Source organism: Kaistia soli DSM 19436 (genome assembly GCF_900129325.1).
In the GTDB taxonomy this organism is placed as follows: Bacteria; Pseudomonadota; Alphaproteobacteria; order Rhizobiales; family Kaistiaceae; genus Kaistia; species Kaistia soli.
In genome coordinates, this window is sequence record NZ_FQUP01000006.1 from 150,505 (window position 1) to 174,359 (window position 23,855).

Genomic DNA, 23,855 nt, shown 5'->3' on the forward strand with positions numbered 1-23,855 from the left:
ATCGGTCGTCAACGCACCAGAATGGCACGGAAGTCATTGACGTTGGTGCGTGTCGGGCCGGTGATGACGAGGCGATCCAGCGTCGCGAAGAATCCATAGCCGTCGTTGTTGGCGAGATATGCGGCAGCATCGAGACCGATGGCACGCGCAGAGGCCAACAGGCTTGGCTCGAACCAGGCTCCTGTATTGTCCTCCGAACCGTCGATGCCATCGGTGTCGCAGGCAATCGCCGCGATTCCCTCCTGGCTGCCGAGCGCCAGGGCCAGCGCGAGGAGAAACTCGGCGTTACGTCCGCCGCGCCCGTTGCCGCGCACCGTGACGGTCGTCTCCCCGCCGGAGAGGATCACGGCCGGGGCCGCGACCGGCTCGCCATGCGCCTTGGCATAGGCCGCGATGGCGCCAAGGACGCGGGCGACGTCGCGCGCCTCACCTTCCAGCGCGTCGCCGAGCACCAGCGGTCGGAGGTCCATCTCGCGCGCCTTCTCAGCCGCCGCGTCGAGCGCCATCTTGGGCGTCGCCAGCATGACCAGCGGACCGCCCGCCCCCGCGGCGACGACATTGGCCCGCATCGCTGCCGCGACCCGGTCGTCGACGGCGATGCCATATTCGGCGAGGATCGCGAGAGCACCCTCCGCATCCGAGGCCTCGGGGATCGTCGGACCGGAGCCGATCGCGCCGGGATCATCTCCCGGCACATCCGAGATCAGATAGGTGATCATCTTCGCGGGTGCGGCGGCAGCAGCCAGTCGGCCACCTTTGATGGCCGAGAGCGACTTGCGCACACGGTTCATCGCGCCGATCGGAGCTCCGCTTTTCAGCAGCGCCTTGTTCAACCGCTGCTTGTCTTCAAGCGTCAGTCCGGCGGCCGGCAGCGCCATCAGCGCCGAGGCGCCGCCCGACATGAGGAAGACGACAAGATCGTCGGGACCGGCCTCGCGCGCCTTGGCCAGAATGCGTTCCGAGGCGAGCAATCCGGCCGCGTCGGGAACGGGATGCGCCGCCTCGACGACCTCGATGAAGCGGGTCGGCTCGCGATGGCCGTAGCGCGTGACGACGAGCCCCTCCGGCGGGGCGTGACCGGCACCGGTCCACGCCGCCTCGAAGGCCGCCGCCATCCGCGCCGCGCCCTTGCCTGCCCCAAGCACGATGACCCGGCCCTGGGGCGGATCGGGCAAAGCCGCCTCAAACCGGCCGTCGGGCAGAGCGGCAGAGAGCGCCGCCTCGAAAAGGGCGAGCAAGATCGCCTGGTCGGTCAGGTCTCGGTGATGCGGCATGGGAGATCCGATAGCGCGATGGCGAAGACGGCTCAGTCCCTGACGCCGAGAACGTAGCTCTGCTCCTGGTCGACCATCGATCCCGTCATCGGAATCGACATATCGGACAGCAGGAACAGCGCGAGGCGCGCGACGTCCTCGGACTTGATCAGCCGGCCCCAGGGCTGCGCGGCCTCGGCCTGCGCCAGCCAGCCCTCACCCTTGCCGAGCCGCGACGACTGCATCTCGCGTTCGCCCGGCGTGTCCGCCCAGCCGAGCAGAATGCCGTTGATGCGGATGCGATCGAAGCGATGCGCATAGGCGGCATTCTTGGTGAGGACCGTCAGCGCTGCCTTGCTGCCGGCATAGATACCGAGCTCCGCCGTGCCGCCATGGGCATTGACGGAGAGGATGTTGACGATCGCACCATGCGCGCGCCGCTCGCGCAGATGGCGGATCAGCTCCTGCATCAGGAACATCGGGGCCCGCGTATTCACTGCGAACATGCGGTCGAAGAAATCGACATCCGCTTCGGCGACTGAGCCGCGCTCTGTGAGCGCAGCGGCATTGGCCAGCGCATCGATGCGGCCGAAGCGGTCGAGCGTCGCCTGGAAGATCGCCGCGGGGGCATCCGGATCATCGAGCGCGGCGTCGACGAAGCCAGCCTCGACGCCAAGCGCCTCCAGTTCCTCGGCAACGGCCGCGCCGCGGCGGAGGTTGCGTCCGGTGATCATCACGCCCTCGGCACCCGATCGGGCCGCCTCAATGGCGATCGCCCTTCCGACGCCCTGCGTGCCGCCCGTCACCAGCAGCACCTTTCCCTCGACGCCGACATACATGAAGATCGCCTCCCAAATGCTCTTCCCGCCCCTTTCTCAACATGGACCACCGCATCCGGCAAGAGCAAGCCAAAGCGACGTCGAGAGACGGTCGCCTGCCCACTTGAGAAGGAATACGATGTCAGCCGAAGCGGCAGCCGGGATCCTCGCCGAACGCCGCCGTGATGGCGGCGCCGTCACGCCACTGCCGGGGGACGGCCGCCCCCTCGACCTCCCCGCTGCCTATCGGATCCAGCAGCAGGTTCATGAGCGGCTGGCCGGAACGCGTTTTGGCCGCCGCATCGGCTGGAAGATCGGCTGCACGACCAGGGTGATGCAGACTTATCTCAGCATCGACGCGCCCTGTGCCGCAGGCCTTTTCGCAGGGACCCGCCATGACGACGCGGCGCGGATCAGCGCGCGCGACTATCGGCGCGTCGGCATCGAATGCGAGATCGCCGTCCGGCTCGGCCACCGGCTCGACGGGCGCGACGGCACGCCGAGCCTCGGCACAGTGGCAGCGGCGATCGAGGTCGCAATGGCGGCGATCGAGATCGTCGACGATCGCTATCAGGACTGGCGAACGCTCGGCGCTCCGACGCTCGTCGCCGACGATTTCTTCGCCGCCGGCTGCGTGCTGGGTAGGCCCGTGCCACGTGATGCGCTGCCCGACCTTGCGAGCGTTCGCGGCGTCACGATCATCAATGGCGAAGATCGCGGCCGCGGCGTCGGTGCCGATGTGCTCGGCCACCCTTATGCCGCCGTCGCCTGGCTTGCGGATTGTCTCGCCGCGCAGGACCGGCGGCTCGAGGCCGGGGAGATTGTTCTCACCGGAAGCCTCGTCGAGACGCGGTGGCTCGATGCGGGCGATACCACGCGCATCGAGATCGACGGCCTCGGCGCGGTGTCGCTGGCGGCGGAACCCTAAGGCAGGCGGAAATGCTTGGAGAGCTTCAGGCCCTGCGCCTGGTAGTTCGAGCCGGCGCCGGCGCCATAGAGCACGGCCGGGCGCTCGGACATCGTCTCATAAACGAGGCGGCCAACCGTCTGGCCGTGTTCGAGGATGAACGGCACTTCATGGCTGCGGACTTCCAGGACGGCGCGGCTGCCGGCGCCACCGGCGGCGCTGTTGCCAAAGCCGGGATCGAAGAAGCCGGCATAATGCACGCGGAACTCCCCGACCAGCGGATCGAACGCAACCATCTCGGCAGCGTGTTCCGGCGGGACATGCACGGCCTCGCGCGAGACGAGGATGTAGAACTGGTCAGGATCGAGGATCAGCTCGGCGCGGCCACGCCGGCTGATCGGCTCCCAGAAATCCAGCATGTCGAGCGCGGCGCGCTGGTCGACATCGACGACATCGGTGTGGCGCTTGGCGCGGTAGCCGACGATCGCCCCGCTGCCCTCGAGGTCGATCGAAAGGCAAAGGCCATTGGCGATCATTGGCTTGCGGTCGGTGATCGGCGATGCGAGGTGCAGCGCGTTCAGCGCCGCGTCGGACAGGCGCGTATCGCCGCGGCGGAAGCGGATCTGCGACAGGCGCGAGCCGGTGCGCGCGAGGATCGGGAAGGTGCGCGGGCTGACCTCGAGATAGAGCGGGCCGACATATCCGGGCGGGATCGTGTCGAAGGCCTGCGCGCGGTCAGTGATCACGCGGGTGAAGATATCGAGCCGGCCGGTGGAGGATTTTGGATTGGCCGAGGCTTCGATCTCCGGCGGCAAAGCGAGGCTTTCGAGCAGCGGCACGATATAGACGCAGCCGGTTTCCAGCACGGCGCCACGCGTGAGATCGATCTCGTGCAGGCGCAATTGCTGGATGCGGTCGGCGACGGTGACGGTGGGGCCCGGAAGGAACGATGCACGGACGCGGTAGGCGACCGCGCCGAGGCGCAGATCAAGGCTCGCCGGCTGGATCTGGTCGGCGTCCAGCGCCTTTTCAGAGGCGATCCAGCCGTCCACGAAACCGGTCCGGATCTGCCGGTCAGAAAGGATGCCCATATTAATCGTGCCGGCCATGCGCGCCCGTCCCCGCAGTGCTCTGCCCCTTGAAAGGGCGCGCCCTTGCTTAAAGGAAGTCCCGCAGCCAGCCAAGCGCCAGAACCTGTGCCGATCAGGCGATTGACGACGGGCGGCAACGAGAATATCAGAACTGTCAGTTCGTGGTCCTTTGAGCCGACCGGCTTGCCGCCACGTTAAACAAGGTCGCTAAAAGGTCGGTTGCGGCGAACCCGTATCCCGATCTTTTGCTCCCGGCCGATGGTCGGGATTTTTGTATCGGGAAACATGCAATGGCCGACACGCCTCCGCCTCGCCGCCGCCGCCCCGCAACCGAACTCGTCCATGGCGGCACGCTCCGCTCGCAGTTCGGCGAGATGTCCGAGGCGCTGTTCCTGACGCAGGGCTTTGCCTATGACGACGCGGAAGCCGCCGAGGCGCGCTTCAAGGGCGAATCCCCCGGCTTCATATATTCGCGCTTTTCCAATCCGACCGTGTTCATGTTCGAGGAGCGGATGCGCCTCCTCGAAGGCGCAGCCGCAGCACGCGCGACGGCGAGCGGAATGGCCGCCGTCACCGCCTCGCTGTTGTGCATGCTGAAGGCGGGCGATCATGTCGTCGCCGCCAAGGCACTGTTCTCGTCATGTCTCTATGTCGTCGAGGACCTGCTGCCGCGCTTTGGCGTCGCCTCGACGCTTGTCGACGGCACCGATCTCGACCAGTGGCGCGACGCCGTGCGTCCGAACACCAAGGCTTTCTTCCTCGAGAGCCCGACCAATCCGACGCTCGAAGTGATCGACATCGCCGCCGTCGCCGACATCGCGCATGCGGCCGGCGCGCGGCTTGTCGTCGACAATGTCTTCGCGACCGCCATCCTGCAGTCGCCGATCGAACTCGGCGCCGATGTCGTCGTCTATTCGGCGACCAAGCATATCGACGGCCAGGGCCGCGTTCTCGGCGGCATCATCCTCTCGGCCGACGAGGCCTATGTCACCGACCACCTGCACAATTTCCTGCGCCAGACCGGTCCGAGCCTGTCGCCGTTCAATGCCTGGGTGTTGCTCAAGGGTCTTGAGACGCTGGAGATCCGCGTGCAGCGGCAGACAGCCACCGCCGCTCGCGTCGCGGACGTTATCGCGGCGCATCCGAAGGTCTCGAAGCTCATCTATCCCGGCCGTGCCGATCATCCGCAGGCCGCGGTCATCGCGCGGCAGATGAAGGGCGGCTCGACGCTGATCGCCTTCGAGGTCGATGGCGGCAAGGAAGCGGCCTTCCGCGTCGCCAGCGCGCTGGAGATCATCAAGATCTCCAACAATCTCGGCGATGCGAAGAGCCTCATCACCCATCCCTCGACGACGACGCATCAACGTCTGAGCGAGGAAGCGCGGCTCGGCTTCGGCATCACGCAGGGCATGCTGCGCCTCTCGATCGGCCTCGAGGACCCCGATGACCTGATCGAGGACATCAGCCTCGCCCTCGACAAGGCCTGAACGGCCGCGCGCCCAGCCGCGACGCAGGAATGCATCGTCGCCATTCGATCAAGCGAGTGGCGGAATGATCGCATTTGAGCTAATATGACGGAACCGTGACCACGTTGTGACAGCGCACTGTGGCTTCGGTGCGATAACGCCCTGGCTTCACTCGCAGTTAAGTTCCTGATCACGTCTCCCGGCGCGCTCCTCCCCCCAACGCCGGCGAGCGGAACATGGAACAAGGGTTGATCCCATGAAGGCTTTTTCGAAGCTGGCGCTCGTGCTGCCGGCCCTGATGCTGGCTTCCCCGGCCATCGCCGCCGACCTGACTGCCGCCGCCGATCTCGGGCCGGTCAAGTCGCCCAACCCGACGCTGAACTGGACGGCCGGCCTCGAGGTCAGCCCGGAATTCTACGCGGTCAGCAAGGGCTCCAACAAGGCCGGCGACTATGCCGACACGGCCATCAAGGCCAGCCTCGGCTATCTGTTCTACGACAACTGGACGCTGAACACCTCGCTGCAGGCGACGCTGAAGAACAACAGCACCGAGCAGTATTACGGCGAAGCTGGCGTCGCCTATAAGTTCAAGTTCGGCGACTTCTCGCTGTCGCCGCAGGCCGCCCTCGGCGTCACCTGGGACGCGACGGGCCTCGGCGACGACGGCACCTCGACAGCCGCCTATTACGCGCTCTATCTCGCCGGCGATCTCAAGCTGAACAAGCAGTGGACCTGGAACATCTTCAACGCCCGCTGGCGCGATGCGTTCGACTATCAGTGGCAGACGCCGAAGGTCTCGACGGGCCTCACTTATGCCTTCAGCGACGCCGCCAAGCTCAACCTGAATGCCGGCTATTCCTGGAAGAACACTGGCGATGGCTATTATGGCGACAAGATCAACCTGACTGCCGCGGTCAAATACTCGTTCTGATCCACCCCCTGACCGACTGATCCTTGCGATGCCGGCCTTGCGCCGGCATCGCTGTTTCCGGGGCCTGCCACGCGCCCCTTGTGATTTCGATCAAACCGGCGCTCGATGGATGCGCTAATTTGCGCCATGGCACCGACGGTCCGGCGGGGCTAGTGACGGATAAGTGAATGCCGACGCTCGCTGCCTCCATTGGACAGGTTCGACGCCCTCCGCTAGTTTGCAGCTCTTCCAATCAGCAGGCCGATTTCATGGACTACCAGTCGTTCTTCATCGATGCGATCGAGGCGCTTCACAGCGAGAAGCGGTACCGTGTCTTCGCCGATCTCGAACGGATCGTAGGCCGCTTCCCGCATGCGGTCTGGCGCTCCGAGCGCGGCGCGCGTGAAATCACCGTCTGGTGCTCGAATGACTATCTTGGCATGGGCCAACATCCCGATGTCGTCGGCGCGATGGTTGCCGCGGCACAGGGCATGGGCGCCGGTGCCGGCGGAACGCGCAACATCTCGGGCACGACCCATCCGCTGGTCGAGCTGGAGCATGAGCTCGCCGACCTGCACGGCAAGGAAGCCGGCCTCGTCTTCACCTCGGGCTTCGTTTCCAACGAAGCGGCCATCTCGACCCTCGCCCGCCTGCTGCCCGATTGCGTCATCTTCTCGGACGAGCTCAACCACGCCTCGATGATCGAGGGCGTGCGTCGCTCCGGTGCGCAGAAAAAGATCTTCCGCCATAACGATCTCGATCATCTCGAGGAACTTCTGGCCGAGACGGCGCCCGGCCGCGCCAAGCTGATCGTGTTCGAGAGCGTCTATTCGATGGACGGCGACGTCGCGCCGATCGCTGGGATCTGCGATCTCGCCGAGAAATACGGCGCGATGACCTATATCGACGAAGTGCACGCTGTCGGCATGTATGGCCCGCGCGGCGCCGGCATTGCCGAGCGCGACGGCGTCATGCACCGGATCGACGTGATCGAGGGCACACTCGCCAAGGCGTTCGGGGCGCTCGGCGGTTATATCACCGCGAGCCGCGCCATCGTCGACGCGGTGCGATCCTACGCGCCCGGCTTCATCTTCACCACCGCGCTGCCGCCGGCGATCGCCGCTGCCGCGACTGCATCGATCCGCCACCTCAAGGCGTCGCAGACCGAGCGCGCCCTGCAGCAGCATTATGCCCAGCGCACCAAATCGGTGCTGATCCACGCCGGCCTGCCGGTAATGCCGTCGGAAACGCATATCGTGCCGCTGTTCGTCGGCAATCCGGACCTTTGCAAGAAGGCTTCGGACATGCTGCTGGAAGAGCATGGCATCTATATCCAGCCGATCAATTACCCGACCGTGCCGCGCGGCACGGAGCGGCTGCGCATCACGCCGACGCCCTGTCACGACGAGGCGCTGATCCTCGGTCTGCGCGATGCGCTGGTCGATGTCTGGCGTCGCCTGTGGCTACCGCTCGGCCGCACGCCGGCGATCCCGCAGCGCGCGATGGAAGGCGTCGAGCGCCTGGCGGTCTCGGCCTCCGGCGGCTAAACGCGTCGCAACGCCGAAAGGCAGGACGAGCGAGGCCCGTCCGCCTAGTCCCGGTCGACCAGCCAGTCGGCCAGGAGATCCGTCGCCGCCGCGACCTGATCCGGATTGCGCAGGAAGCACATGCGCATGAAACCGGCGCCGGCGGCTCCAAACGCATCGCCGGGTGCGAGGCCGACATTCGCCTCATCGACGAGCCGCAGGCCGAGCTTCCGCGTATCCGCCTCGCCGTCCACCGAAAAGAACAGGTAGAAGGCGCCCTTCGGCCAAGTGAAGCGCACGCGGCCAGTCGCCTCCAGACCGAGACAGACGATTTCGCGCGCCGCCATGGCGCGGTCGCGCTGAAATTCTATGAAGTGGTCGCCGCGATCGAGCGCCGCGACCGCGCCGCGCTGCAGGAATTTCGGCGTGCCCGAGCTCGAATACTGGATGAGATTCTCGATGGTTTGTCCGTAGCGCGGCGGCGCCGCGAGCCAGCCGACGCGCCAGCCCGTCATCGCCCAGTTCTTGGAAAGCGTGTTCACATAGAGGACCGGTTCGTCCGGCTCGGTGACATCGTAGAAGGACGGCGCCCGGTCGCCCTGATAGACGAAGCGCGTGTAGACTTCGTCGGCGATGATCCAAAGTCCCCTCTCGCGCGCGAAATCGCGGATCGCCACCAATTCCTCGCGCGTCGCGGTCCAGCCGGTCGGATTGCAGGGCGAATTCAGGAACAGCGCCGTGGTCCGGTCCGTCACCGCGTCGAAATAGCGATCAAGGTCGAGCATCCAGCCGGCATTGCCGAACTGCATCGGCACCGGCACGGCGCGCGCGCCGCCGACTTCGGTCGCCGCACCGAAATTCGGCCAGGCCGGCGTCGGAATGACAACCTCGTCACCCTGTCCAGCCACCATGCGGAGGGCAAGCTGTATCGCCGGCATGCCGCCCGAGGTGACGAAAAAGCGCTCGGAATCGAACGGGCGTTCATAGAGACGCTCGTGATAGCGGGCAATGGCCTCGCGCAGTTCGGGGATACCGCGCTGATGGGTGTAGAACGTCTCGCCGTCATCGAGCCCGGCCCGCGCGGCATCGGCAATGAAGTCCGGCGTCGCGAGGTCACCCTCACCGACCCAGAGCGGGATCAGTCCCTCACGGCCGCGGCCATAATTGAAGACCTCGACGATCCCGCTTTCCGGGGCACCGTGAGCCTCCGGCCGAAGCCGGTCCTTGGCGGTCATTCTCTTCAACAGCGGTTCCGATCCCGACAGACAGTGCAGCGGCCGCATTCACAGCCGAAAGCGGTCTAGTTGAGCAAGAACGGTCGGCTGACGCTGTAACCAGCATCACAGGCGTCCGCCGCTGGCCCCGATCAATCCAAAGCCGAAAACAGCCGAACGTGACTATTTGCGGGTAGCGAGGAGGTCGCGGATTTCCCGGAGCAGGGCCACGTCTTCTGGGGTGGCTGCGGGGGCGGGATCGGCCTTCTGCTGGCGCTTCATCGTGTTCATGCCCTTGACGATCATGAACAGGATCCAGGCGATGATGATGAAGTTGATCACCAGCGTCAGGAAGTTGCCATAGGCGATGGTCGCGCCGGCCTTGCGGGCCGCATCGAGCGTCGGCTGCGGATCGCCGGCGAGCTGTATGTATTTGTTGGTGAAGTCGATGCCACCGGTGATCCGCCCGATGATCGGCATAATGATGTCATTGACGATCGACTGGACCAGCCCGCTGAAGGCGGCACCGATGATGATACCGATCGCGAGATCGACCATGTTGCCGCGCAAGGCGAATTCTCGAAATTCCTTCAGCATTTCCGTTGCCCTTCTTTTTTCGGCGAATCCGGGTTTCGCGCCGCTCGATCCGTAACTCTAGCGGAGCGTGCAGCGGTGACAAGGAAGCGACATCACAGCGTCCTGATTGCGCAATGTTGACGGCGCGATCCGATTTCGATTATGAGCCGCTCTCCAGCAGGAGCGCCGCCGATGTACCGTGCCGTCACGCGATCGATCCAGGTCACGGTCGAGCCTAGTTTCATCGAGGACGAATCCTCACCCGGCGATGGCCGCTATGTCTGGGCCTACCATATCGAAATCGTCAATCTCGGGCTCGAAAGCGTGCAACTCCGCTCGCGCTTCTGGCGCATCACCGATGCAGCCGGCCGTACCGAGGAAGTGCGCGGGCGCGGCGTGGTCGGCAAGGAACCGACGCTGAAGCCCGGCGAGAGCTTCGAATATACCAGCGGTTGTCCGCTCACCACGCCATCCGGCATCATGGTGGGCACCTATCAGATGCAGACAGACGGCGGCGAGATGTTCGTGGTCGAGATCCCGGCCTTTTCTCTCGACCTCCCCAACCAGGTCCGGATCGTCCACTGACCCCCGGCGGGCTAGATCGCCAGACGTCCTGGCGGACGCTCAAGCGGCGATCTAGCTCTTTGCTTTCGCATCGGATTCTCCCGAAACCCGGATTCCACTCTTCGGTCCGATGCTCTAGGACAGGAATTCGGCCGGGTCGAAGTTGTATTTGAGGCCGCAGAATTCGCAGGTCACGGTGATCGCGCCGTCCTCGATCGATTCCGTGATCTCCTCGGCGGAGAATGAGCGGAGCACGCCGACGATGCGCTCGCGCGAGCAGGAACACTGGTCGCGCACAGCCGTCGGATCGAAGACGCGCACGCCACGCTCATGGAAGAGACGATAGAGCAGCCGCTCGGCCGGCACTTCCGGATCGATCAGTTCGTGATCTTCCGTCGTGCTGACCAGCGACTTCGCCTCGACCCAGGCGTCGTCGTCATCTTCGTCTTCATCGTCGAGACCGCCGGGCGCATCGCCACCGGGCAAATCGCGCTGCCGCATGCGATCCTCGGATTGCGGCAAGAACTGAACCAGCAGGCCGCCGGCACGCCAGCTATGTGCCACCTTGCCGTCCTCGCGGGTCATCATCTCGGCGACCGCGAGGCGGACGGCCGTCGGAATCTGCTCCGACTGCGCGAAATAAGTGTGCGCCACATCCTCGAGGCTGGAACCGTCGAGAGAGACGATGCCCTGATAGCGGCTGGTGTGAACGCCCTGGTCGATCGTCATGGCGAGGATGCCGTTGCCGAGCAGAGCAGCCGGCTCGAGCGTGCCCTCGGCCTCCATCTCCGCCACCCGCTCGGCATCGAAACGGGCATAGGCCCTGAGATTACCAGGCGTGCGAAAGTCGACGACGAGCATGTCGACCGGCCCGTCAGTCTGTGTCTGCAGCAGGAACTGCCCCTCGAATTTCAGCGACGAGCCGAGCAGAACGCCAAGCACGATCGCCTCGCCAAGCAGCTTGGAAACCGGCGGCGGATAATCATGCCGGGCTAGCATAGACGAAAGGGCCGGCCCCATCTGAATGACGCGGCCGCGCACGTCGAGGCCTTCGACCTCGAAGGGCAGCACGGCATCATCGCCCGCCGGCTGGACCGAGCGGGGCCCGAGATTTCCGATTTCCGACATTAGGCTACTCCGTCTCGCCGCCCATCGCCCAGGCAAGAATGCCCTTCTGCGCGTGCAGGCGGTTTTCGGCTTCGTCAAACACGACCGATTGCGGACCGTCCATGACCTCAGCCGTCACCTCCTCGCCGCGATGGGCGGGCAGGCAATGCATAAAGATCGCATCCTGGCGGGCGCGCCCCATCAACCGCGCATTGACCTGATAGGGCTTCAGCAGGTTGTGACGCCGCTCGGCCTCGCTGTCGCCCATCGAAACCCAGGTGTCCGTGACGATGCAGTCCGCATCGGCGGCGGCCCATTCGGCTTCCTCGCCGGCGACAACGGCCGCATTGGCCGTGCGTGCCCAATCGAGCAGGCGGCGCGAGGGCGCAAGTTCGGGGGGCGTCGCGATCTTCAGGCTGAAGTCGAAACGTGCGGCAGCATGGACCCAGGAGGCAAGCACATTGTTGCTGTCGCCGACCCAGGCCACCGTGCGGCCCTTGATCGGACCACGATGGTCCTCGAAGGTCAGAATGTCGGCCATCACCTGGCAGGGATGGGACCGGCGGGTGAGCCCGTTGATCACCGGAACCGTGGCGTTGGCCGCGAGCTCGGCCAGCGCATCCTGGTCGAGGATCCGGATCATGATGCCGTCGACATAGCGCGACATGACGCGCGCGGTGTCGGCGATGGTCTCGCCGCGGCCAAGTTGCATCTCGGCGCCAGTCAGCATCAAGGTCTGGCCGCCGAGTTCGCGCATGCCGACATCGAACGAAACGCGGGTGCGGGTCGAGGGCTGTTCGAAGACGAGCGCCAGCACCTTGCCGGCCAGCGGCCCGACACCGTCACGCGCGCCATCGCGCGCCGCGCGCAGCGTCCGCGCGCGGTCGAGAATGCCGTTCAGAGTCGCTGAATCGAAATCGGCGAGATCGAGAAAATGCCTGGTCATGATGGTCCGATCAGGCTTCGAGCCGCGCCGGCGTCAGGGCCGCTGCCGCCGCTTCGAGCTTCGCGACCGCGGCATCGACCTCCTCGCGGCCGACGGTGAGCGGCGGCAGCAGGCGCACGACATTGTCGCCGGCACCCGCAACCAGCATATGCTGCGCGCGCAGCGCAGCGACGATCTCCGGCGCCGGCTTGACGCCATGCAGGCCGACAAGCAGTCCCTCGCCGCGGACGCCATCGAAAACATCCGGATGCTGGTCGACCAGCGCCGCAAGGCGCTGCTTCAGATAAATGCCGGTCTCGCGCACGTGATCCAGGAAACCATCCGCCAGAACCACGTCGAGCACTGCATTGCCGACGGCCATGGCCAGCGGATTGCCGCCGAAGGTCGTGCCATGCGTGCCCGGCGTCATGCCCTTGGCGGCCTCGTTGGTCGCAAGGCAGGCGCCGAGCGGAAAGCCGCCGCCGATGCCCTTCGCCAGAGTGAGGATATCCGGCGTGATGCCGGTCCACTCATAAGCGAACAGCTTGCCGGTGCGTCCAACCCCGGTCTGAACCTCGTCCATGATCAGCAGCAGGCCCTCGGCGTCGCAAAGAGTGCGCAATTCGCGCAGGAAGCCGTTGGAGAAGGCGCGCACGCCGCCCTCGCCCTGGATCGGCTCGATCATGATCGCAGCCGTCTCAGGCGTCACAGCAGCCTTGACGAGCGAAATGTCGCCAAATGCGACCTGGTCGAAGCCGTCGGCCTTCGGACCGAAGCCGTCGAGATATTTCTGCTGACCGCCTGCCGCGAGGGTCGCGAGCGTCCGGCCATGGAAGGCGCCTTCGACCGTGACGATATGGTAGCGCTCGGGACGGCCGCTCACATAGTGGTAGCGCCGCGCCGTCTTGATCGCGCACTCATTGGCTTCCGCGCCCGAATTGGCGAAGAACACCCGGTCGGCGAAGCTCGCATCCACCAGCCGCTCGGCAAGACGCTCCTGGCCCGGAATGCGGAACAGGTTCGAGGTATGCCACAGCTTGCCGGCCTGCTCGGTCAAGGCAGCGACGAGCGTCGGGTTGGCGTGTCCAAGCGAATTGACCGCAATGCCGGCGGAGAAATCGAGATAGGCCTCGCCCTCGGGCGTGAAGAGCCATGCGCCCTCGCCTCGTTCGAATGCGAGCGGGGCGCGCGCGAATGTGTCGAACAGGGCGTTGGAAGCCGTGGGTACGCTGGATGCGGGGGCGCTCATTTGCCCTCCTCGGGTCTGGCCGCAGATTGCCGGATGCTAAAAAACCAAAGGTGCCACCCGAGGCCGTCGCGCCGGGCAGCACCTTTTTGCGTTGCCCTTATATCACGGTCGTGACGTTTTCTGTCAATGGAGGGCAGCCATCCACAGCCGCGCAGGCGGCTAAGCGATTGACGCGACTCAAACTTCCGCTCGGCAGGCCTTAGCTGGGGAAAACAGCAAGAACAGTCGCCGCGATTCCCCCCGACTCTTGTCAGAGAGTCACGCCATATAGTAGCTTAACGCTCGTTAAGATACGAAATATCGAGCGACAGTCCTCCCTGAACAATGTGTCGAGTCTGTCGTCGTCCGCAGTCCAGGACGGCGTTCATCAGGGATTCGGGCTGTCTCTCCGACGGACAAGGATTTGCTATGACTTGGACGGACGAACGGGTTGAGTTGCTGAAGAAGCTCTGGATCGACGGGCTAAGTGCCAGTCAGATCGCAACCGAGCTCGGCGGGGTAACGCGCAATGCCGTGATCGGCAAGGTGCACCGGCTGAGCCTGTCCGGAAGGGCAAAACCGGCCTCCGCGCCGACCGCCCGCGCCCGGAAGCCCGCCGTAGCGACTGGTCGCACCGGCATCGCCCCGCGGGGCGTAGCGCCGACGGCCCGGCCGCTGGTCGCCGGCAACACCGCGTTGAAACCGCTGGTGCAGACCGCGCCCGAACCGCGCCGCGCGATGCGCGCCGAGGCCTCGGACTCCGTCGTGGTGCCGATCAGCCTGCATGCGACGATCCTGACGCTCACCGAGCAGACCTGCAAATGGCCGATCGGCGATCCGAGCACCGAGGACTTCCATTTCTGCGGCCAGCGTTCGGGCAGCGGCATTCCCTACTGCGAATATCACTCGCGCATCGCCTACCAGCCGGTCCATGACCGCAGGCGCGAGCGCAAGGTGATGGTCGGCGCCTGAGCCGCCTTTGATTCCGTTCCTCCGGCGGCCTCGCGGCCGGAGGAACAATGCCCACGGCCGGCCGCTTGATCGTGGCGCGAAATCGGCGAAACTGTCGACCCATGGTCAGAGGGAAGGCGCCGTCGCCCGTGATGAATCCCGCCGAGCCGGCGCGCGCCCACCATACCAAGAAGCGCACGCGCATCCAGGAAGCGAACGAGCAGCGCATCCTCGATGCGGCGCTCGAGGTCTTTTCGAGCTATGGCCTGCGCGGCTCGACGATCGACCAGATCGCGGCCGGTGCCGGCATGACCAAGCCGAACCTCCTCTATTATTTTCGCCGCAAGGACGACATTTACCTGTCGGTGCTGAAGCGCACGCTCGAGGCCTGGCTGCAGCCGCTTGAGGCGCTCGGTGCGGGTGATGATCCGCGCGGAGAGTTGCGCGTCTATATCGACCGCAAGCTCGAAATGTCGCGCGACAATCCGAAGGCTTCCCGCCTCTATGCCATGGAGATGCTGCAGGGCGCACCGGTGCTCGGGCTCATCCTCGGCACGCGCCTCAAATCGCTTGTCGACGAGAAGGCTGCCCTGATGCAGCGCTGGATCGCCGAAGGCCGCATGGCGCCTGTCGATCCCTATCACCTCATCTTCATGGTCTGGGCGACGACGCAGCATTATGCCGACTTCGAGGTCCAGATTCGCTCTGTGCTCGGCGACAAGGCGACGGACGACCGCCACTTCGAGGCCGCGACGCGCGCCCTCGAAGACGTGATACTCGGCGGAATCTTCCGGCGATAGCACCCACCGGCGGCCATCGGCTCGACCGCAGATTGCTCCACTTCGGCCGTCTCAGTCCTGGGCCGTGGGTCTGATGACGATACTGCCAACCTCGACATCGTCAGGCTGATCAATCGCAAATGCGATCCCCCTGGCGATCGCGGTTGGCGATATGGCCATCGCCCCGAGACGGGCTGCCAGCGCCCCCCTAACCGCCGTGTCCGAAACCGAGTCGCCCAGATTGGTTGCGATCATGCCCGGTGACACTTCCGTAACCCGCAGATGCGGGCCTGACTCCTGCCTCAGGGCCTCGCTGATGGTGCGTACGGCATTCTTGGTGGCAGCGTAGACGCCCATGGTCGGCACGATCTTGATACCGGCCGTCGAGACGACGTTGACGACATGGCCGCTTCGCTGGCGTTCAAAGATCGGCAGCGCTGCGGCGATACCATGGAGCGTGCCTCGGAGATTGACGTCGATCATCGCGTCCCAATCCTCGACCCGCAGGGCGTCAAAGCGCGAGATCGGACTGATGCCAGCATTGTTGACGATGACATCGAGGCGGCCCGCGTGGTCGACCGCATGCTGCACGAGCGCCTCCAGGTCGGCACGGACGCGCACATCCGTCGCCTTATAGAATGCGCGTCCTCCTGCCGCGATGATGCCGCCGGCGATTTCGGCCAGCGCGTCCTCGCGTCGGGCCCCGAGAACCACCGTCGCCCCAGCCTCCGCCAGATGCAGGGCCGTCGCACGGCCGATACCGCTGCTCGCCCCGGTGATGATCACAACCTTACCGCTGATGCCCATATTGATCTCCTTTCAGCAAAGGTAGTCACTCGGCATCAGACGATCTATGCTCAGAACGCCATGAATCTCTCGCAATCGTCTCGAATCGCGGACCCTCTTTCAGATGTCCTCTCTGTGCTTGAGGCGCGTCCGACCCGAACGACGCGTTTCGAGGGGGCCGGCGAATGGGCATTGTCCTTTCCGGCCCTCAAGCGGCTGAAGTTCGTCGCGCAACTCCGCGGAACGGGCTGGCTGATCCTGCCCGGCCTCTCTCCGCTGCGGATCGTGGCGGGGGATTGCTGCCTGATCGGCCGCAGCGCCTACACGATCGCAAGCGATCCCACCGTGCCGCCGATCGAAGGGGCGCCGCTCTATGCGAACGGGAACGACATGGTTCATCTCGGCGGCGACGAGACGGTTGCGCTTGGCGGAGGGATCTCATTTGCGCCCGGCGCAGGCGGCTTCCTGCTCGACCTGCTCCCCCCGGTGATGCACATCTCCGGCTCCGCCCCGGAGTCAAAAGCGATCGCCGCCGTCCTGGCACTCCTGGATAGTGAAACATCAACGGCCGCGATGGGCCACGCAGTCGTCACGGCAAGGCTCGCCGAGGTTCTGATGGTTCAGGCCATCCGGGCATTAACCTCGGCGCCCGAGCTGATCGGCGGCTGGTTCGGAGCACTGGCAGACCCACGCCTCGGTCGGGCGCTCCGATGCTTTCACGGCGACATCGCACGGTCCTGGACCGTTGCCGATCTCGCAGCTGAGGCGGGGATGTCGCGCGCGGCGTTCTCGGCAGCCTTCACCTGTCAGGTCGGCCTGCCACCGCTTGCCTATGTCCGGAACTGGCGGATGACTCGCGCCCGTATCGCCCTGTCATCACGTCATGAGAGCGTCAAAAGCGTCGCGGCGGATGTCGGCTACCTGTCGGAGAGCGCCTTCGGGCATGCCTTCCGCCGACATTTCGGTGTCCCGCCGCGACAATGCGCAGGCTGACCCGAGCGCTTGTCCTGCGCCGACTGACGGCGCAGAAAGCCCGGGCCATCCAGCCGCTATTCTGCCGGCTCTACCACCACGGCGGGCTTGGCCATCGGGTTGTTCGGATGCGTCGTCCAGTTGGCATATTCGCCGGTGACCGGGAAGCCGGTGCGCGGATCTGTGCCCGCCACCATCTCTTCCATCGTGATGCAATCCTGAACCGGGCAGACATTGACGCAGAGATTGCAGCCGACACACTCGGCGTCGATGACCTCGAAATGGCGGATGCCGTCGACCATCGAGGTGATCGCCTGGTGCGAGGTGTCCTCGCAGGCGATGTGGCAGCGGCCGCACTTGATGCAGAGATCCTGGTCGATCCTCGCCTTGGCGACATAGTTGAGGTTGAGATACTGCCAGTCGGTGACATTTCCGACGGCCCGGCCGGTGATCTCGTCGACCGACGTGAAGCCGTGGCTGTCCATATATTCCGAGAGGCCGGTGATCATCTCCTGCACGATGCGGAAGCCATAGGTCATGGCCGCGGTGCAGACCTGCACATTGCCCGCACCGAGCGCCATGAATTCGACCGCGTCGCGCCAGGTCGTGACGCCGCCGATGCCGGAGATCGGCAGGCCGCGGGTCTCGGCGTCGCGGGCGATCTCGGCGGTCATGTTGAGCGCGATGGGCTTCACGGCCGGGCCGCAATAGCCACCATGGCTGCCCTTGCCATCGATCGAGGGCAGCGGCGAGAAGGTGTCGATATCGACGCCGATGATCGACGAGATCGTATTGATCAGCGAGACGGCATCGGCGCCGCCGCGCTTGGCGGCGCGCGCCGGCTGGCGGATGTCGGAGATGTTCGGCGTCAGCTTGACGATGACGGGCATGCGGCTGTGCTGCTTGCACCAGCGCGTGACCATCTCGACATATTCCGGCACCTGTCCGACGGATGAGCCCATGCCACGCTCGGACATGCCATGCGGACAGCCGAAATTGAGCTCGATGCCGTCGCAGCCGGTCTCCTCGACCTTGGCAAGGATGTCTTTCCAGTAGTGCTCCTCGCACGGCACCATCAGCGAGACGACCAGCGCGCGATCGGGCCAGTCGCGCTTCACTTCCTTGATCTCGCGCAGATTGATCTCGAGCGGCCGGTCGGTGATCAGCTCGATATTGTTGAGGCCGATCAGGCGACGGTCGTTGGAATGGATCGCGCCATAGCGCGGGCCAGACACATTGACGACAGGCGGATCGGTACCGAGCGTCTTCCAGACAACGCCGCCCCAGCCATCCTTGAACGCGCGGACGACGTTGTAAGCCTTGTCGGTCGGCGGGGCCGAAGCGAGCCAGAACGGGTTCGGCGATTTGATGCCGATGAAGTTGGACGCGAGATTGGCCATGGCGATGCCTTCCCTCAGCCCGCGCTCAAAGCGCGATGAATGGATTCCGCGGCGATGCGACCATCGGCGACGGCGGCGACTGTGAGGTCCTCGCCGGTCGCGGCACAGTCACCGCCGGCCCAGACGCCCGCGAGCGTCGTGCGCCGCTCGTCATCGACGCGGATCTTGCCGCCGTCGAGCGCGATCGTCTCCGCCGAGCCATTCAGCACAGCCGGCACCAGCGTCTGGCCGATTGCCTTGAACACCATGTCGGCGGGCAGCTCGAAGGTCGCGCCGGTGCCAACGAGACGTCCGTCTAGTTCGGCCGTCTCCTCGAATACCATGCCGGCAACGCGGCCGTCCTCGACGACGAGGCGCAGCGGCTTGGCGTTGGTGCGGATCACGACGCCGCTGGTGGCGGCGAGCTCCTGCTCATAGAGCGAGGCGCCCATCTTGTCGGACCCGCGCCGGTAGACCATCGTCACTTCCTTGGCCCCGAGGCGTTTCGACTGCACGGCGACATCTACCGCCGTCATGCCGCCGCCGATCACCACCACACGGCCACCGACCGGCAGCGTGCCGAGATCCTCGGCCTGGCGGAGATCGGCGATATAATCGACGGCATCCGCGACTCCGGGCAGGGTTTCACCTTCGAGCACCAGCGCGTTGACGCCGGCAAGGCCCATGCCGAGGAACACGGCGTCATAGGCGCTCCGAAGATCGGCGAGTTGGACGTCGCGGCCAAGCGCCTTGCCATGCTCGACGGTTATGCCGCCGATGGAGAGGATGAATTCGACCTCGTCCTGCGCGAAGTCATCCGGCACCTTGTAAGCAGCGATGCCATATTCATTGAGGCCGCCGGCCTTCTGGCGCGCATCATAAATGACGACATCGTGGCCATGCATGGCGAGACGGTGCGCCGCGGCGAGGCCGGCCGGGCCGCCGCCGACGACGGCGACGCGCTTGCCGGTCGGCGCCGCGCGTTCGAAGGGTTGCTCGCCCTCCTCGTCCATCAGCGTATCGGTGGCATAGCGCTGCAGGAGGCCGATCTTGACCGGCTTACCTTCTGCTGCTTCGCGGACACAGGCCTCTTCGCACAGCGTCTCGGTCGGGCAGACGCGGGCGCACATGCCGCCGAGGATGTTCTGCGACAGGATCGTCTCCGCCGAGCCGATCGGATTGTCGGTCAGGATCTGGCGGATGAAGAGCGGAATATCGATGGTGGTCGGACACGCCTTCACGCAGGGTGCATCATAGCAGAAATAGCAGCGATCCGCCTCGACCAACGCCTCATGGCGGCCCAGCGGAGGATGGATGTCGCTGAAGTTGGCGGCATATTGCTCGGGCGACAAACGGCCCGTAGCGATGTCCGGCGCTCTGGTCGCCATGATCACTCTCCCTCGCGGCCCCTCGGCCGATCCCTGGCCCGGTCAGCTGCGCGCCCTCTTACTGTGACGTCGCGCCGGCCGGAAAACTCTTGATCATTTGGACAAATTCCAGAACGGCCGTCAAGGCGTGGATTCGAGCAATTCCAATCTACGAATGCTCGAAAATGCAGCATGAACAGCCCGAAGGCTGAGCGGGACGCATCGAGCGCCCTGCTTAGGGTGTCAGCGCGCCGCCGGCTCCACGATCAGCCCGACGATCCGGCGCACGAAGGGCAGGATGATGAGCAGGACGGGGAAGGCGATCAGCCAGGACAGGCCCCAGGCGACCGCCCAGCGAAGCGGGAAGTCCGGCGTGAGGCCCAGCCCCTTCAGCGTCGAAACGGCCGAAACCGTTCCGCACATGAAGATCGACAGGATCAAGGGAAAAACGAGAGCACCGTAGCGGGCAGGCACTCTGCGGCCGGGGCGCGGGGAGATTGGATCGTCATGATCAGGTCCGTAAGGTTGCGCCGTGCGCCCGTCGGCAAGCCGACACGACCCACGGCGTGGGTCTTTGAGCGCGTTGATTGACGGTAACGCTTACGGTTCGACGCATCGCGACGAAGCGCGGCTTAGGGCAAGGACGAACGGGCTGGCAAGCCCGCCTCGCGTACAGGACCATCCGCGATCAACAGCTTGGCGAGGGAGGCCGGCGCCGCGGGATGCTCGACGAGATCGAGCCCGCCGAGAAGATCGACGATATGCGCCTCCATCAGCGCGGCCGCGCCCGCTGCATCGCCCGCGGCGAGCGCCGCGATCAGGGCACCATGGGCCGGCGTCGCGCAGGTCGCCTCCTTGCGTCGCCAATAGAGCGAGATGATCAGCGAGGAGCGCGCGACGAGTTCGCGCACGAAGCCGGCGAAGACCGGTTGGCTGGCGATCTCGGCAATCATGATGTGGAAGCTGCCGGAGAGAACGATTGCCCGGCGATGGTCTCCACCGTGCAGCGCCTGATGTTCGGCTTCGACCTCCGCACTGAGCGCCTCGAGTTGAGCCGGCGTCGCGCGACCCGCCGCGGCGCTTGCGACGCGTGGCTCGATCAACTGGCGCGCTTCGAAAACGCTACGCGCCTCGGCAACGGTCGGCTGAGCGACGATGGCGCCGCGATTGGGCTCGATATGCACGACGCCTTCATGCGACAGCGCCTCGAGCGCCGAGCGGACGATGGTGCGGCTGGCGCCATAGACCGCGCCGATTTCGTCCTCGGGAAGGCGCGTGCCGGGCGTGAGACGGTGATCGAGAATGGCCGAGAGCAGCTCGCGATAGACGATCGCCGCCCGCGCGCTGCGCAGCGGGATACGGCGCTCCATCGCAGAGTGGGAAGCCACGCGATCGTCGCTCGGCATTGTCGCCCTTTCCAGGATCGGCACAGGAAGAGCCCTCACGCCGAACCGCTTCGGCAAGAATAATGGAGGGCGAGCGACGGGCAAAGATCGCGATCGTATACGATTGAGGCAATCGATCGTCTCCAACGCTGAATCTTTGTGCATGCGCATGAAAGCGGCGCAGGGTCGCGTTGCGACCTCTCAAAGGCGGGAAAACCGCGGTGCGCAAGGCGTTTGTAGCCGTGCCCGCCGATCCGGGAGGCTTGGCACACGACTTGCGATTGAAGGTGCTGGCCCCCAACGGAGACGACGATGGCACGCCCCGCCGATCTTGAACTCGCATCCGTCACCAAACGCTACGGCGACACGACAGCCGTCGACAGCATTAACCTGAAGATCAAGGCCGGAACCTATTGCTGCCTCCTCGGCCCCTCGGGCTGCGGCAAATCCTCGACGCTGCGCATGATCGCGGGGCATGAAAGTGTATCGGACGGCGACATCGTGCTCGGGCCCGAGGTCGTCAACACGCTGCCGCCCGCCAAGCGCGGCACGGCGATGATGTTCCAGTCCTATGCGCTATTTCCCCATCTCTCGGCCCGGGACAATGTCGCCTTCCCGTTGCGCATGAAGGGCATGAACAAGGTCGATCGGTCGATCCGCGCCACCGAGGCGCTGAAGATGGTCGACATGGAGCGGTATCAGGCGCGCCTGCCCAGCCAATTGTCCGGCGGCCAGCAGCAGCGCGTGGCGCTCGCCCGCGCGCTCGTCACCGATCCGCAGATCCTCTTGCTCGACGAGCCGCTTTCGGCGCTTGACCCGTTCCTCAAGGTGCGCGTGCGCGCCGAGCTGAAGCGCTTCCAGCGCGAACTCGGCATCTCCTTCATTCATGTGACGCACAGCCAGGAAGAGGCGATGGCGCTCGCCGACCTCGTGATCATCATGAACAACGGCCGGATCGAGCAGGCCGGCGCGCCGCGCGACATCTTCAATTCGCCGGCAACGGAATTCGTCGCCCGCTTCATTGGCGGCCACAACATCATGCCCGACGAGGGCCGCAAGATCAGCATCCGCTCCGACCGGCTGCAGATTTCAAGCGGCGGCCACGGCACGCCGGCTGTGGTCCGCGACGTCGAATATCAAGGCATCGCCGTCCATGTCAGCCTCGCCACGGAAACTGGCGTCGAAATGATGGCGATCGTGCCGGAACGCATCTTCTACAGCCACCCCTTCGAGGCTGGCGAGGCGGTCAAGGTCCACTGGGATCCGGCCGATATCCACGAGCTCGCCGCCTAGCGGCATCATCTTCCACCAGAGGAGAAACATCCCATGAAGAAGACCGATAATGTCGGGATCTCGCGCCGCACGCTGCTGAAGGGCTCGGCGATTACAGCCGGCTTCATCGGCACCACCGTCGTCACAGGCTTCCCGGCCGTCCATGCCGACGAACCGATCACGCTGCGCTATCTCTCGACGGCGACCAACCAGTCGCCCGCCATCGCCGCCAAGGCCAAGGAAGTGCTCGGCATCAACATCGAGTATGTGACCGTCACCACCGACGACGTCACCAAGCGCATCCTGACGCAGCCGGATTCGTTCGACCTCGTCGACAGCGAGTATTTCCAGCTCAAGAACCTCATCCCCTCGGGCAGCCTCGTCGGTATCGACGCCAAGAAGATCAAGCTCGTCGACAAGCTGGTTCCCGCGCTGACGCAGGGCAAGGTCAACGGCAAGTCCATCGGCGACCAGGGCACGGCGCCGCACAAGGTGTTTTATCTCGAGAAGCAGCGCGGCAAGACCTTCGCCAGCGAGCCGACCGACTGGATCACCCTGATCCCGACCACCTACAATGCCGATACGCTCGGTATCCGCCCTGACCTGATCAAGCGCCCGATCGACAGCTGGGCAGAACTGCTGAACCCGGAATTCAAGGGCAAGGCCGCGATCCTCAACATCCCCTCGATCGGCATCATGGACGCCGCGATGGTCAACGAGGCGATGGGCCTCGTAAAGTATGGCGACAAGGGCAACATGACCAAGGAGGAGATCGACAAGACGATCGCCACCTTGATCGAAGCCAAGAAGGCCGGCCAGTTCCGCGCGTTCTGGTCGGACTTCAACGAGAGCGTCAATCTGATGGCCTCGGGCGAGACCGTCATCCAGTCGATGTGGTCTCCGGCCGTCACCGCCGTGCGCCTCAAGGGCATCCCCTGCACCTTCCAGCCGCTCAAGGAAGGCTATCGCGCCTGGGCCGCCGGTTTCGGCCTGCCGAAGACGCTCAAGGGCAAGAAGCTCGACGCCGCCTATGAGTTCATCAACTGGTTCCTCTCCGGCTGGGCCGGCGCCTATCTGAACCGCCAGGGCTACTACGCGGCCGTTCTGGAGACGGCGAAGGAAAACATGCAGCCCTATGAGTGGGCGTTCTGGATGGAAGGCAAGCCCGCCGAGAAGGACATCATGGGTCCCGACGGCGGCCTGCTTGAAAAGGCCGGCACGATCCGCGATGGCGGCTCCTACGACACGCGCATGGGCGCCGTCGCCTGCTGGAACTCGATCATGGATGAGAACGCCTACATGGTTCAGAAGTGGAACGAGTTCATCGCCGCCTGATCTGATGCGCCCGGCAGGCTTCGGCCTGCCGGGTCCGACCAAGG

The 23,855-nt window shown here is 65.1% G+C and carries 23 protein-coding genes and 1 riboswitch; of the genes, 10 read left to right on the forward strand and 13 right to left on the reverse strand.

Annotated features, from left to right (window positions below; all coding sequences use genetic code 11):
• Positions 1-8: 8 nt before the first annotated feature.
• Both BUB39_RS21290 and BUB39_RS21295 read right to left on the reverse strand, forming a co-directional pair.
• Positions 9-1,274, reverse strand: a complete 1,266-nt coding sequence (locus tag BUB39_RS21290; protein ID WP_073057819.1) for a glycerate kinase type-2 family protein — start codon at positions 1,272-1,274, stop codon at positions 9-11.
• Between the two features lie 32 nt (positions 1,275-1,306).
• Positions 1,307-2,092, reverse strand: a complete 786-nt coding sequence (locus BUB39_RS21295) for an SDR family oxidoreductase (protein WP_073057820.1) — start codon at positions 2,090-2,092, stop codon at positions 1,307-1,309.
• A 118-nt stretch (positions 2,093-2,210) separates the two neighbouring features.
• Between BUB39_RS21295 and BUB39_RS21300 the strand changes: the two genes are divergently transcribed.
• Positions 2,211-2,999 (forward strand): 2-keto-4-pentenoate hydratase, encoded by a 789-nt coding sequence (locus tag BUB39_RS21300; protein ID WP_073057821.1) that lies wholly within the window; start codon positions 2,211-2,213, stop codon positions 2,997-2,999.
• Here BUB39_RS21300 and BUB39_RS21305 read toward each other — a convergent pair.
• Positions 2,996-4,087: a 2'-deoxycytidine 5'-triphosphate deaminase gene (locus tag BUB39_RS21305; protein WP_073057823.1), complete on the reverse strand. Its 1,092-nt coding sequence runs from the start codon at positions 4,085-4,087 to the stop codon at positions 2,996-2,998. The genes BUB39_RS21300 and BUB39_RS21305 overlap by 4 nt on opposite strands.
• A gap of 133 nt (positions 4,088-4,220) precedes the next feature.
• Positions 4,221-4,300, forward strand: a riboswitch (SAM riboswitch).
• A gap of 59 nt (positions 4,301-4,359) precedes the next feature.
• Here BUB39_RS21305 and BUB39_RS21310 point away from each other — a divergent pair.
• The 3 genes from BUB39_RS21310 (at position 4,360) to hemA (ending at position 7,992) form a co-directional block, all read left to right on the forward strand.
• The gene (locus tag BUB39_RS21310; protein WP_073057825.1) at positions 4,360-5,556 is read left to right on the forward strand and encodes an O-succinylhomoserine sulfhydrylase; all 1,197 of its coding nucleotides are present in this window, start codon (positions 4,360-4,362) and stop codon (positions 5,554-5,556) included.
• A 235-nt stretch (positions 5,557-5,791) separates the two neighbouring features.
• Positions 5,792-6,466 carry a hypothetical protein gene (locus tag BUB39_RS21315; RefSeq protein WP_073057827.1) on the forward strand — a complete coding sequence of 225 codons (675 nt, stop codon included), beginning with the start codon at positions 5,792-5,794 and terminating at the stop codon, positions 6,464-6,466.
• A gap of 248 nt (positions 6,467-6,714) precedes the next feature.
• Positions 6,715-7,992, forward strand: a complete 1,278-nt coding sequence (gene hemA / locus BUB39_RS21320; RefSeq protein ID WP_073057931.1) for a 5-aminolevulinate synthase — start codon at positions 6,715-6,717, stop codon at positions 7,990-7,992.
• A 44-nt stretch (positions 7,993-8,036) separates the two neighbouring features.
• Here the strand turns inward: hemA and BUB39_RS21325 are convergent, their stop codons facing one another.
• Positions 8,037-9,206 carry a pyridoxal phosphate-dependent aminotransferase gene (locus BUB39_RS21325; protein ID WP_073057829.1) on the reverse strand — a complete coding sequence of 390 codons (1,170 nt, stop codon included), beginning with the start codon at positions 9,204-9,206 and terminating at the stop codon, positions 8,037-8,039.
• 162 nt (positions 9,207-9,368) lie between these two features.
• On the reverse strand, positions 9,369-9,782 hold the full coding sequence (mscL, locus tag BUB39_RS21330; protein ID WP_073057831.1) for a large conductance mechanosensitive channel protein MscL: 414 nt from the start codon (positions 9,780-9,782) through the stop codon (positions 9,369-9,371).
• A gap of 171 nt (positions 9,783-9,953) precedes the next feature.
• Here mscL and apaG point away from each other — a divergent pair, with 171 nt between their 5' ends.
• Positions 9,954-10,346, forward strand: a complete 393-nt coding sequence (gene apaG / locus BUB39_RS21335) for a Co2+/Mg2+ efflux protein ApaG (RefSeq protein ID WP_073057833.1) — start codon at positions 9,954-9,956, stop codon at positions 10,344-10,346.
• A 114-nt stretch (positions 10,347-10,460) separates the two neighbouring features.
• On the opposite strand, the gene BUB39_RS21340 is transcribed toward apaG, so the two are convergent.
• The 3 genes from BUB39_RS21340 to BUB39_RS21350 are packed head-to-tail and all read right to left on the reverse strand — an operon-like array spanning position 10,461 to position 13,606.
• A complete protein-coding gene (locus tag BUB39_RS21340) occupies positions 10,461-11,453 on the reverse strand; it encodes an Hsp33 family molecular chaperone (RefSeq protein WP_073057835.1) in 993 nt (330 codons plus the stop codon).
• 4 nt (positions 11,454-11,457) lie between these two features.
• Positions 11,458-12,378, reverse strand: a complete 921-nt coding sequence (gene argF, locus BUB39_RS21345) for an ornithine carbamoyltransferase (RefSeq protein WP_073057836.1) — start codon at positions 12,376-12,378, stop codon at positions 11,458-11,460.
• A gap of 10 nt (positions 12,379-12,388) precedes the next feature.
• Positions 12,389-13,606 carry an aspartate aminotransferase family protein gene (locus BUB39_RS21350; protein ID WP_073057839.1) on the reverse strand — a complete coding sequence of 406 codons (1,218 nt, stop codon included), beginning with the start codon at positions 13,604-13,606 and terminating at the stop codon, positions 12,389-12,391.
• Between the two features lie 408 nt (positions 13,607-14,014).
• On the opposite strand from BUB39_RS21350, the gene BUB39_RS21355 reads away from it, so the two are divergent.
• Both BUB39_RS21355 and BUB39_RS21360 read left to right on the forward strand, forming a co-directional pair.
• Complete coding sequence (locus BUB39_RS21355; protein ID WP_073057841.1) at positions 14,015-14,557, forward strand: GcrA family cell cycle regulator; 543 nt, start codon at positions 14,015-14,017, stop codon at positions 14,555-14,557.
• Between the two features lie 131 nt (positions 14,558-14,688).
• Positions 14,689-15,336, forward strand: a complete 648-nt coding sequence (locus BUB39_RS21360; protein WP_073057843.1) for a TetR family transcriptional regulator C-terminal domain-containing protein — start codon at positions 14,689-14,691, stop codon at positions 15,334-15,336.
• A gap of 51 nt (positions 15,337-15,387) precedes the next feature.
• Here the strand turns inward: BUB39_RS21360 and BUB39_RS21365 are convergent, their stop codons facing one another.
• Positions 15,388-16,122, reverse strand: a complete 735-nt coding sequence (locus BUB39_RS21365) for an SDR family oxidoreductase (protein ID WP_073057845.1) — start codon at positions 16,120-16,122, stop codon at positions 15,388-15,390.
• Between the two features lie 60 nt (positions 16,123-16,182).
• On the opposite strand from BUB39_RS21365, the gene BUB39_RS21370 reads away from it, so the two are divergent.
• A complete protein-coding gene (locus tag BUB39_RS21370) occupies positions 16,183-17,094 on the forward strand; it encodes an AraC family transcriptional regulator (protein WP_073057847.1) in 912 nt (303 codons plus the stop codon).
• A 56-nt stretch (positions 17,095-17,150) separates the two neighbouring features.
• On the opposite strand, the gene preA is transcribed toward BUB39_RS21370, so the two are convergent.
• The 4 genes from preA to BUB39_RS21390 form a co-directional block, all read right to left on the reverse strand.
• Positions 17,151-18,473: an NAD-dependent dihydropyrimidine dehydrogenase subunit PreA gene (preA, locus tag BUB39_RS21375; RefSeq protein WP_073057849.1), complete on the reverse strand. Its 1,323-nt coding sequence runs from the start codon at positions 18,471-18,473 to the stop codon at positions 17,151-17,153.
• A gap of 14 nt (positions 18,474-18,487) precedes the next feature.
• Entirely contained in the window at positions 18,488-19,840 is a 1,353-nt protein-coding gene (locus tag BUB39_RS21380; RefSeq protein WP_073057851.1) for an NAD(P)-dependent oxidoreductase, read from the reverse strand.
• 222 nt (positions 19,841-20,062) lie between these two features.
• Entirely contained in the window at positions 20,063-20,293 is a 231-nt protein-coding gene (locus tag BUB39_RS21385) for a DUF2798 domain-containing protein (protein ID WP_244540338.1), read from the reverse strand.
• Positions 20,294-20,451: 158 nt separating this feature from the next.
• Positions 20,452-21,189: a GntR family transcriptional regulator gene (locus BUB39_RS21390; protein ID WP_073057932.1), complete on the reverse strand. Its 738-nt coding sequence runs from the start codon at positions 21,187-21,189 to the stop codon at positions 20,452-20,454.
• Between the two features lie 327 nt (positions 21,190-21,516).
• On the opposite strand from BUB39_RS21390, the gene BUB39_RS21395 reads away from it, so the two are divergent.
• Together BUB39_RS21395 and BUB39_RS21400 are read left to right on the forward strand one after the other, a co-directional pair.
• Positions 21,517-22,497, forward strand: coding sequence for an ABC transporter ATP-binding protein (locus tag BUB39_RS21395; RefSeq protein ID WP_073057855.1), 981 nt, complete (start codon positions 21,517-21,519; stop codon positions 22,495-22,497).
• A 33-nt stretch (positions 22,498-22,530) separates the two neighbouring features.
• Positions 22,531-23,811 carry an ABC transporter substrate-binding protein gene (locus BUB39_RS21400; RefSeq protein ID WP_073057857.1) on the forward strand — a complete coding sequence of 427 codons (1,281 nt, stop codon included), beginning with the start codon at positions 22,531-22,533 and terminating at the stop codon, positions 23,809-23,811.
• The last annotated feature ends 44 nt before the right edge of the window (positions 23,812-23,855 follow it).

Excerpts from the sequence above, each read along its gene's own strand:
- BUB39_RS21290 (WP_073057819.1), bottom strand. The coding sequence starts at position 1,274 with ATGCCGCATCACCGAGACCTGACCGACCAGGCGATCTTGCTCGCCCTT.
- BUB39_RS21295 (WP_073057820.1), bottom strand. The coding sequence starts at position 2,092 with ATGTATGTCGGCGTCGAGGGAAAGGTGCTGCTGGTGACGGGCGGCACG.
- BUB39_RS21300 (WP_073057821.1), top strand. The coding sequence starts at position 2,211 with ATGTCAGCCGAAGCGGCAGCCGGGATCCTCGCCGAACGCCGCCGTGAT.
- BUB39_RS21305 (WP_073057823.1), bottom strand. The coding sequence starts at position 4,087 with ATGGCCGGCACGATTAATATGGGCATCCTTTCTGACCGGCAGATCCGG.
- BUB39_RS21310 (WP_073057825.1), top strand. The coding sequence starts at position 4,360 with ATGGCCGACACGCCTCCGCCTCGCCGCCGCCGCCCCGCAACCGAACTC.
- BUB39_RS21315 (WP_073057827.1), top strand. The coding sequence starts at position 5,792 with ATGAAGGCTTTTTCGAAGCTGGCGCTCGTGCTGCCGGCCCTGATGCTG.
- hemA (WP_073057931.1), top strand. The coding sequence starts at position 6,715 with ATGGACTACCAGTCGTTCTTCATCGATGCGATCGAGGCGCTTCACAGC.
- BUB39_RS21325 (WP_073057829.1), bottom strand. The coding sequence starts at position 9,206 with ATGACCGCCAAGGACCGGCTTCGGCCGGAGGCTCACGGTGCCCCGGAA.
- mscL (WP_073057831.1), bottom strand. The coding sequence starts at position 9,782 with ATGCTGAAGGAATTTCGAGAATTCGCCTTGCGCGGCAACATGGTCGAT.
- apaG (WP_073057833.1), top strand. The coding sequence starts at position 9,954 with ATGTACCGTGCCGTCACGCGATCGATCCAGGTCACGGTCGAGCCTAGT.
- BUB39_RS21340 (WP_073057835.1), bottom strand. The coding sequence starts at position 11,453 with ATGTCGGAAATCGGAAATCTCGGGCCCCGCTCGGTCCAGCCGGCGGGC.
- argF (WP_073057836.1), bottom strand. The coding sequence starts at position 12,378 with ATGACCAGGCATTTTCTCGATCTCGCCGATTTCGATTCAGCGACTCTG.
- BUB39_RS21350 (WP_073057839.1), bottom strand. The coding sequence starts at position 13,606 with ATGAGCGCCCCCGCATCCAGCGTACCCACGGCTTCCAACGCCCTGTTC.
- BUB39_RS21355 (WP_073057841.1), top strand. The coding sequence starts at position 14,015 with ATGACTTGGACGGACGAACGGGTTGAGTTGCTGAAGAAGCTCTGGATC.
- BUB39_RS21360 (WP_073057843.1), top strand. The coding sequence starts at position 14,689 with ATGAATCCCGCCGAGCCGGCGCGCGCCCACCATACCAAGAAGCGCACG.
- BUB39_RS21365 (WP_073057845.1), bottom strand. The coding sequence starts at position 16,122 with ATGGGCATCAGCGGTAAGGTTGTGATCATCACCGGGGCGAGCAGCGGT.
- BUB39_RS21370 (WP_073057847.1), top strand. The coding sequence starts at position 16,183 with ATGAATCTCTCGCAATCGTCTCGAATCGCGGACCCTCTTTCAGATGTC.
- preA (WP_073057849.1), bottom strand. The coding sequence starts at position 18,473 with ATGGCCAATCTCGCGTCCAACTTCATCGGCATCAAATCGCCGAACCCG.
- BUB39_RS21380 (WP_073057851.1), bottom strand. The coding sequence starts at position 19,840 with ATGGCGACCAGAGCGCCGGACATCGCTACGGGCCGTTTGTCGCCCGAG.
- BUB39_RS21390 (WP_073057932.1), bottom strand. The coding sequence starts at position 21,189 with ATGGAGCGCCGTATCCCGCTGCGCAGCGCGCGGGCGGCGATCGTCTAT.
- BUB39_RS21395 (WP_073057855.1), top strand. The coding sequence starts at position 21,517 with ATGGCACGCCCCGCCGATCTTGAACTCGCATCCGTCACCAAACGCTAC.
- BUB39_RS21400 (WP_073057857.1), top strand. The coding sequence starts at position 22,531 with ATGAAGAAGACCGATAATGTCGGGATCTCGCGCCGCACGCTGCTGAAG.